Origin of the sequence: Moorena sp. SIO4A5 (assembly GCF_010672005.1) — a bacterium.
In the GTDB taxonomy this organism is placed as follows: Bacteria; Cyanobacteriota; Cyanobacteriia; order Cyanobacteriales; family Coleofasciculaceae; genus Moorena.
Genome location: NZ_JAAHHZ010000524.1, coordinates 1 through 3,414, shown reverse-complemented (window position 1 = coordinate 3,414; position 3,414 = coordinate 1). Strand labels below are relative to the sequence as shown.

At 47.2% G+C, this 3,414-nt stretch carries 2 protein-coding genes; both read left to right on the top strand.

The window, feature by feature from the left end:
* Nucleotides 1–586 (top strand): phosphopantetheine-binding protein (locus F6K57_RS40340; protein ID WP_293074522.1); only part of this gene is annotated, 586 nt, incomplete at its 5' end.
* 11 nt (nt 587–597) lie between these two features.
* A partial coding sequence (locus F6K57_RS40335) for a type I polyketide synthase (protein ID WP_293074520.1) occupies nt 598–3,414 on the top strand: 2,817 nt, incomplete at its 3' end.

The window sequence follows — 3,414 nt, the reverse complement described above, 5'->3', positions numbered from 1 at the left end:
AGTTGTAGGGCAATGGAGTTTGGCACAACAGCCAACCATTGCCCCAACTAAACCAGAAAAAGAACTCACCACTAATACTATCGGCCTTCAGCAAAGCTCCAAATCAATTCAAAAGTGGATAATAGATTGGCTAGCGCGAGAAACAAAACTTCCTCCCCAGTCTATTAACATCAGCAAGTCTTTTGCTGATTATGGTCTAGATTCAGTAACAGCAGTTGAACTAGCTGATGATCTCGAAGAATGGTTAGGGGTGCCTCTGTCTCCTACACTGGCTTATGATTATCCCAATATCGAGTCCCTTGCCCAATATCTGGCGAAAGTAAGTCAACAAAGCAACTCAAACCAGGGGGACAGCCCAAGAAAAATCGAACCGAGAGTTTCGAGTGCAGGTAGTGAGATGCAACAATTATGGGAGGCACAGTTCCAGAATCTGGATCGGTTCACCTCGATTCCCTTTTATCGTTCACCCGTAACGGTTAAATCGATTGCCTCCAGTGGTGATCAAGAGGTAGACCAACTCTTAGCTGAGTTGGAAATGCTCTCAGAAGCACAAATCCAAGAAATTCTGGGAAAACCCATCAAATAGTTCCTAGATCTATGTTTCGATCTATGTTGCCAGTGGATGATATTGCTAAGCGGATTGCCAATCTCTCCCCCGAAAAACGCGCCCTTCTTGAATTGCAGCTGCAAAAGAGGAAAGGCTTAAAAGAACCTATTGCTATTATCGGGATTGGCTGCCGCTTTCCAGGTGCCTCTTCCCCAAAATCATTCTGGCAACTGCTCAAAAATGGTGTCGATGCTATTACTGAAGTGCCACCAGAGCGTTGGGATATCGAGAGATTTTACGACAAGGACCCCACAGCACCAGGCAAAATGTATTGTCGTTATGGTGGTTTCCTGGCGCATGTTGATAAATTCGATCCAGAATTCTTTGGCATTGCTCCTCGGGAAGCTACCTATATCGACCCCCAGCAGCGACTACTGTTGGAAGTAATTTGGGAAGCACTAGAGGATGCAGGCCAAGTGCCTAGTAAACTCAGTGGTAGCCAAACGGGGGTCTTTGTTGGCATTTCTACTCATGATTATGGTCAGCTGCTTCTCCAAAGTCCAGAGGTGGTGGATACATATACAAATACTGGTGTAGCTTCCACTATGGCAGCTAATCGCATTTCCTACCTACTGAATTTCAAAGGGCCAAGTCTAACGGTTGATACGGCTTGCTCCTCATCCCTAGTGGCTGTTCATTTGGCTTGTCAGAGTATCTGGAATGGTGAGTCAACCCTAGCCCTAGCAGGGGGAGTTAATTTGATGCTAACCCCAGTGGTGACGGTTGGGTTAAGTAAGTTAACGGCTTTATCTCCTGATGGTCGCTGTAAAGCATTTGATTCCCGTGCCAATGGCTTTGTCAGGGGCGAGGGCGCTGGGGTGATAGTAGTAAAGCCCCTATCCAAAGCCCTGATCGATAAAGATCCAATTTATGCTGTGATTCGAGGCAGTGCCGTTAACCAAGATGGGCGCACTAATGGGCTAACTGCTCCCAATCGAGACGCTCAGGAAGCTGTTCTAGTCTCGGCCTACCAGCAAGCTGGAATTTCACCGTCAGATGTGCAATATGTAGAAACCCATGGCACCGGAACCCTACTGGGAGACCCGATTGAAGCGATGGCCTTGGGAAATGTCCTAAAACGCTCTCGCAAAGCGGTTCCAAAGGAACATCGCGAAGCGGTTCCAAAGGAACATCGCTCTGACCACAACTCTGATAATAACTCTGATAACTACGGTGCGTTATCCGGTGCGTTATCCGGTGCGTTATTAACGCACCCTACGAAGCCTGTTGCTATTGGTTCGGTCAAATCTAATATCGGTCATCTAGAGGCAGCTGCTGGTATTGCTAGTTTAATCAAAGTTGCCCTATCCCTCAAGCACCAAGAACGTTTACCCAGCCTCCATTTCCAGGAGCCAAATCCCCACATTCCCTTTGATGAACTGCCCCTGCGAGTACAGCAGCAACGGGAGCCTTGGCCATGGGATGTTATTCCCCCATTTGCTGGTGTAAGTTCTTTCGGTTTTGGAGGAACCAATGCTCATGTGGTGCTACAAGGAGCGCCAGAGTTGACAAAAGCGACAAGTAATGATAGAGACCAAAACGATCAAGACCAAAACTATCATCTATTTACCTTGTCTGCCAAAACAGCAACCGCCCTGCAAACCCTAGGAAAGCGATACATAGACTTCATAGCATCTGAGCCATCAAGCACACTGGCAGATATTTGTTTGACCAGCAATAAAGGGCGATCGCATTTTAACTATCGTCTAGCCCTCCTAGTCCAATCCACTGACCAGTTGCAGCAACAATTGACCAAGTTGACAGAAAGCGAAACCATTTCGGATAAAATAGCACAAAATAGCCCTACTCCCCCCGAAATCGTTTTCCTCTTTACCGGTCAAGGCTCTCAGTATAGTGGTATGGGACGGCAACTCTACGAAACCCAACCAATATTTCGGGCGACTCTCGACCAATGCGCCGAAATTCTGCAATCCTATTTAGAACAGCCGTTACTGGATGTCCTGTATGCTGAAATCTTCAGCGACAATAGTGACAACTCAAAACTGAATCAAACCGCCTACACCCAACCGGCATTGTTTGCTCTAGAATACTCCCTGGCTCAGTTATGGCGGTCTTGGGGAATCGAACCAACTGTGGTGATGGGTCATAGTGTTGGGGAATATGTGGCAGCAACTGTAGCAGGAGTCTTTAGCTTAGAAGATGGGCTAAAGCTGATTGCCCAAAGAGCGCGTTTGATGCAACAGTTGCCAGAAGGTGGTGAGATGGCGGTGGTGTTGACCAATGAGCAGCAGGTAACTGAGGCAATTCAAGGAGTATCTGACGAAGTCTCAATCGCTGCCATTAACGGTCCGGAAAATATTGTGATTTCTGGGGAAAGTCAGGCGGTTCAAACCGTGATAGCCCGACTACGCTCTCAAAAGGTCAAATCACTAAAGTTGCCAGTCTCTCATGCCTTCCATTCTGCCCTCATGCAACCAATGGTGGCAGATTTTGCCCAGGTATTATCGGAAATATCCTTACATCCTCCCCAAATAGAGATAATTTCGAATTTAACTGGAAAATTAGCCACTGCCGCGATCGCTACGACCGAGTATTGGTGTGACCATGTCCGTGGGTCCGTTAAATTCTACCAGAGCATGGAAACCCTTTATCAACAGGGTTATCATCTGTGTGTGGAAGTAGGACCGAAGCCTAGCCTATTGGGAATGGGCAAAGCGTGCTTACCGAAAGGAAAGCTGACGGCTATACCAAGTTTGCGTCCAGGAAAACCAGATAGTCAGCAAATGCTGGAAAGTTTGGCAAGCCTATATAAACATGGCGCATCAGTAGACTGGAAAAAATTCCAT